The organism is Streptomyces sp. a15 (assembly GCF_059026085.1).
Map to the genome: position 1 here is coordinate 1 of NZ_JBWLKM010000188.1, position 3,869 is coordinate 3,869.

The following is a 3,869-nucleotide window of genomic DNA, read 5'->3' on the forward strand; positions in this document are numbered from 1 at the left end:
TCCTTCACCGCACCCAACGAGCACCGCACGCAGAGGTCACGCATTCGATGGGAGAACTCCCGTTCCCGTTCCGGAGGTAAAGACCCGGGCGCACGCCAGGCAGGGCACGCCATGACCCACCGGTCCCAGCCGGAGAGCATCACGCCATCACGCCACTGGCCGAGAGATGCTGAGATGCACTGATGGACTGCTCGGCAGCTGTCAGCCCCTACCCCGCGTGCAGCATCAGCCCGATCCCGACGACCAGGAGCCCCGCCGCGGCGATGCGCGGGGCTCCGAACTTCTCCTTGAAGAACACGGCCCCGATCGCCGCGCCCACGATGATCGAGGATTCGCGCAGCGCGGCGATGGGAGCGAGCTCCGCCTTGGTCTGGGCCCAGAGGACGAGCCCGTACGCCGCCACGGAGAGGGCCGCGCCCAGCAGCCCGACGCCCGCGAAGGGGCGTAGCAGGGGGACGAACTGCCCGCGCCAGCGGTAGAGCGCGTACGCCGGGATCGCCACGCCCTCCACCGTCATCAGCCAGGCGATGTACCCGAGGGACGACCCGGAGGCCCGGACGCCCAGCCCGTCGACGACGGTGTACGCGGCGATGGTCAGCCCGGTGGCCAAGGCGGCGTTGATCGCAGCCCAGTTGGGCCGGCGGCCGCGCAGTCCCCACAACGCCACGCCGGTCAGCCCCGCGCAGGAGAAGGCGATGCCCGCCGCCGCCCACCCGTCCGGCACCTCATGGGCGAAGACGGCGGCGAGCAGGGTGACCACGAGGGGCGCGGTGCCGCGCGCGATCGGATACGCCTGCCCGAAGTCGCCCAGCCGGAAGGACCTCATCAGCAGCACGTAGTAGGCGAGATGGATGACCGCCGAGACGATCAGATACGGCCACGCCCCGGCCGCCGGAACCGGCACGAACGGCATCATGGCGAGCCCGATCAGCGACCCCCCGCCCGCGATCAGCGTGAACCCGACGAGCTTGTCGGTGATCTGGTGCGCGATGGCGTTCCAGCTGGCGTGTGTCACCGCGGCCAGCAGCACGGCCGCGGTGACCAGGGGCGTCACGAGGTGCGCTCGCGCACGTCCACCAGGGTGGCTCCGGCGTGGGCGACAAGGTCCTTGGGCTGCATGGGGAAGACGGTGTACGGAGTGCCGGCGGCCGCCCACACGAGGTCGTGGTCGAGCAGCGACCGGTCCGCGAGCACCCGCGTCCTGGTGCGGTGCCCGAAGGGCGGCACGCCCCCGATCGCATACCCCGTGGTCTCCCGTACGACGTCGGCCCTGGCCCGGGTGACCTTGTCGGCGCCGAGCGCCTCACGGACCAGGTCCAGATCCACCCGGGAGGCACCGTCCATGAGCACCAGCACCGGTACCCCGTCCGCCGCGAAGATCAACGACTTGCAGATCTCACTCAATTCGCATCCGAGCGCCGCCGCGGCCTCGGCGGCGGTACGGGTGGCGTCCGGGAAGCGCCGGATGCGGGGATGCAGGTCGTCGAGGCCGAGCTCGCGCAGGGCTTCGGCGAAACGGGGGTGGGCTTCGGAGCCCTCGCTGTCAGTGGCGGCTGTCGTCATGTACGGCACGCTAGCGGTGCGTGTACGGGGCATGCGACCGGGTTACGGCCGTCGTCCCGTCACTTGGAGGTACTTGAGGTTCATCGGGTGGCCCCTGAGATCACCGAGCTGACCGCTGCCACACGGTGAGCCAGGTCGCCGGCGGGGATGTCGATGAGTTCGTAGCCGAACGTGCGGTAGCTCTGTTCGTGGATCTTCTCGAAGACGAGCGACTCCTCGAAGCTGATCCGCCGGGCACTCGTGGGCTCGCAGAAACCCAGATTGCGAATGAAGAGCACCTGGCGCTCGTAGATCTCCCCGGCGGTGATCCGCTCGATCTCGGCAGTCAGCGCCCGGGACACCGGCCGGCCCAGGTAGGTGGCCAGCGCGTGTGTGCAGACCGGGGACCGGTCGAAGACCTGGACGGTTCCCGTGGCGGGGCCTTCCAACTGCCGTTCCCTCTGCAGCTCGACGACCTCATCGACAAAGCCCGCCCGCGTCCACGGCTCGTCCTCGCCTTGGGCCTGCGCCCGTGCGATGACTGCGGTCGCCGCCTCCTCTACGACCTCGTAGCCGAGCTCGGCCAGGCCGCGCAGGATCGACGTCTTGCCCGCGCCCGGCGTACCGGTGAGAACGTACCGCCGCATGACCGGAAGCCCTTCGTACGCTGCGAGACGGGCATCGCTGACGCCCCGGTCACAACAGTCAGTTGGAGACGCCGCCGAGGAAGGCGACCCACGTGACGTGAGTGACGGTGAGGTGGGAAGTGTCGGGGGTCTTGGAGTCGCGGATGTGGATGGTGGCGGGGGTGGTGGCGACCTCGACGCAGTCGCCGGGTTCATTGCTGCTGCTGTAGCTGCTCTTGAACCAGTGGAGTTCCGGCGTGCTCATAGTCTCCCCAGCGCGTGCTCGATGAAGGCCAGCGACTCTCTCGGAGTGAGAGCCTGCGCCCGGATCATCCCATAGCGCAGTTCGAGGATCCGAAGATCCCTTGGGCTTGAGACCGGGCGCCCGTTGAACGCACCTTCGGAACGCCCGATCGCGGTGCCATCAGCGAACTTCAGCACCTCGATCAAACCGTGCATTCCGGCATGCTCCTCGCGGTCGGTCGGCATGACCTGGAGCGAGACGCTCCGCAACTTCCCTACCTCCAGAAGGTGTTCGAGCTGACGGCGCAACACCATCTTGCCTCCGATTGGCCGTTCCAGCGTCACCTGCTCCTGGATGAAACTCAACGACGGAGCAGGTTCCCGCCCGAAGACCGACTTTCGAGCCACACGGGCGGCAACCTCGCGTTCCACCACGTTCTGGGTGAGCGGGGGCTGTCGCACGTCGTACAGGGCGGCCATGTACTCCGGCGTCTGCAACAAGCCATGGATGTTGTGGCTGCTGTACAGCAGCATCTCCACCGCCCGCTCCTCCAACTGCGCCAATTGCCGCACCTTTTTCGGATACCGAGCCTTACGCACGTCCTCCATGAACGCCCTGAGGTGCCCATGCGCCTTCAGGTACTGGTCCGCCCTGTCCAGGAACTCCGGGCGAGGAATGCGGGCCCCGCGCTCGATCTTCCTGATCATGTCCTCGCCGTAGCCCATGGCCTCCGCGAAATCCGCCGCCCGCACCCCGGCCGCCTCCCGGCACACCTTGAGCAGGCGCCCCACCGCCTGAATCAACGGCTCGATCTCGTCGCCTGGCTCGACATCCCAACCCGCTTCGTCCGCACCCTCGTTCATGTCCACCTCCAACGCGCACCCGTACCCGTACGTCACCTGAGACAGCCGAGACAGCGCAGGACAAAGCCAGGACAGTCACCGTACGCACAGGCGTCGTCACTCATCCACGTAAGCAGAATCCGCCACTCTCAGTGACATGAATCAAGAAGTCGCCGCCCCCGTCCGCAACTTCACGGTGCTCCTCTCCTCCACGCCCAGAGGCGCCCGCCTCGCCCGCCTCCTCGCCACCGAGCAACTCCGCGCGTGGGGACTTCCGTTGGACGAGGCCGCCCAGATCGTCGCCGAACTCGCAGCCAACGCGGCCACCCACGGCCGCATTCCCGGAAGGGACTTCCGCCTCACCCTCTACGTCGTCGGCGACACCCTCCGCATCGAGGTCACGGACACCCGCGGTGACCGCCACCCCCACCTCAACACGGCCGCCGAGGAGGCGGAGTCCGGCCGGGGTCTCATCCTGGTGGACAGCCTCGCCGACCGCTGGGGCATCGCCCCGGGCCCGCACCCACGCAAGACGGTCTGGGCGGAGTGCGCCATGGAAGCGCCTTGATGTATTCCCGGCTGAGTCGGGAGGAATTCGGAGAGCATTCCTGGGCT

General features: G+C 68.2%; 6 protein-coding genes. 1 reads left to right on the top strand and 5 read right to left on the bottom strand.

From position 1 onward, the window contains the following. Positions 1 to 208: 208 nt before the first annotated feature. The 5 genes from AC5P09_RS51310 to AC5P09_RS51330 all read right to left on the bottom strand — a co-directional run bounded on the left by AC5P09_RS51310 (position 209) and on the right by AC5P09_RS51330 (position 3,275). On the bottom strand, positions 209 to 1,054 hold the full coding sequence (locus AC5P09_RS51310; protein ID WP_493880529.1) for an EamA family transporter: 846 nt from the start codon (positions 1,052 to 1,054) through the stop codon (positions 209 to 211). After that, positions 1,051 to 1,563 carry a YbaK/EbsC family protein gene (locus AC5P09_RS51315; protein WP_493880530.1) on the bottom strand — a complete coding sequence of 171 codons (513 nt, stop codon included), beginning with the start codon at positions 1,561 to 1,563 and terminating at the stop codon, positions 1,051 to 1,053. The genes AC5P09_RS51310 and AC5P09_RS51315 overlap by 4 nt, the downstream gene beginning before the upstream one ends. 80 nt (positions 1,564 to 1,643) lie before the next feature. Continuing rightward, on the bottom strand, positions 1,644 to 2,189 hold the full coding sequence (locus AC5P09_RS51320) for an ATP/GTP-binding protein (RefSeq protein WP_493880531.1): 546 nt from the start codon (positions 2,187 to 2,189) through the stop codon (positions 1,644 to 1,646). A gap of 58 nt (positions 2,190 to 2,247) precedes the next feature. Further along, complete coding sequence (locus AC5P09_RS51325) at positions 2,248 to 2,433, bottom strand: DUF397 domain-containing protein (RefSeq protein WP_493880532.1); 186 nt, start codon at positions 2,431 to 2,433, stop codon at positions 2,248 to 2,250. Then, positions 2,430 to 3,275 (bottom strand): helix-turn-helix domain-containing protein, encoded by an 846-nt coding sequence (locus tag AC5P09_RS51330; RefSeq protein WP_493880533.1) that lies wholly within the window; start codon positions 3,273 to 3,275, stop codon positions 2,430 to 2,432. The genes AC5P09_RS51325 and AC5P09_RS51330 overlap by 4 nt, the downstream gene beginning before the upstream one ends. 136 nt (positions 3,276 to 3,411) lie before the next feature. Between AC5P09_RS51330 and AC5P09_RS51335 the strand changes: the two genes are divergently transcribed. Then, complete coding sequence (locus AC5P09_RS51335; RefSeq protein WP_493880534.1) at positions 3,412 to 3,822, top strand: ATP-binding protein; 411 nt, start codon at positions 3,412 to 3,414, stop codon at positions 3,820 to 3,822. The last annotated feature ends 47 nt before the right edge of the window (positions 3,823 to 3,869 follow it).

Excerpts from the sequence above, each read along its gene's own strand:
- AC5P09_RS51315 (WP_493880530.1), bottom strand. The coding sequence starts at position 1,563 with ATGACGACAGCCGCCACTGACAGCGAGGGCTCCGAAGCCCACCCCCGT.
- AC5P09_RS51330 (WP_493880533.1), bottom strand. The coding sequence starts at position 3,275 with ATGAACGAGGGTGCGGACGAAGCGGGTTGGGATGTCGAGCCAGGCGAC.
- AC5P09_RS51325 (WP_493880532.1), bottom strand. The coding sequence starts at position 2,433 with ATGAGCACGCCGGAACTCCACTGGTTCAAGAGCAGCTACAGCAGCAGC.
- AC5P09_RS51335 (WP_493880534.1), top strand. The coding sequence starts at position 3,412 with ATGAATCAAGAAGTCGCCGCCCCCGTCCGCAACTTCACGGTGCTCCTC.
- AC5P09_RS51320 (WP_493880531.1), bottom strand. The coding sequence starts at position 2,189 with ATGCGGCGGTACGTTCTCACCGGTACGCCGGGCGCGGGCAAGACGTCG.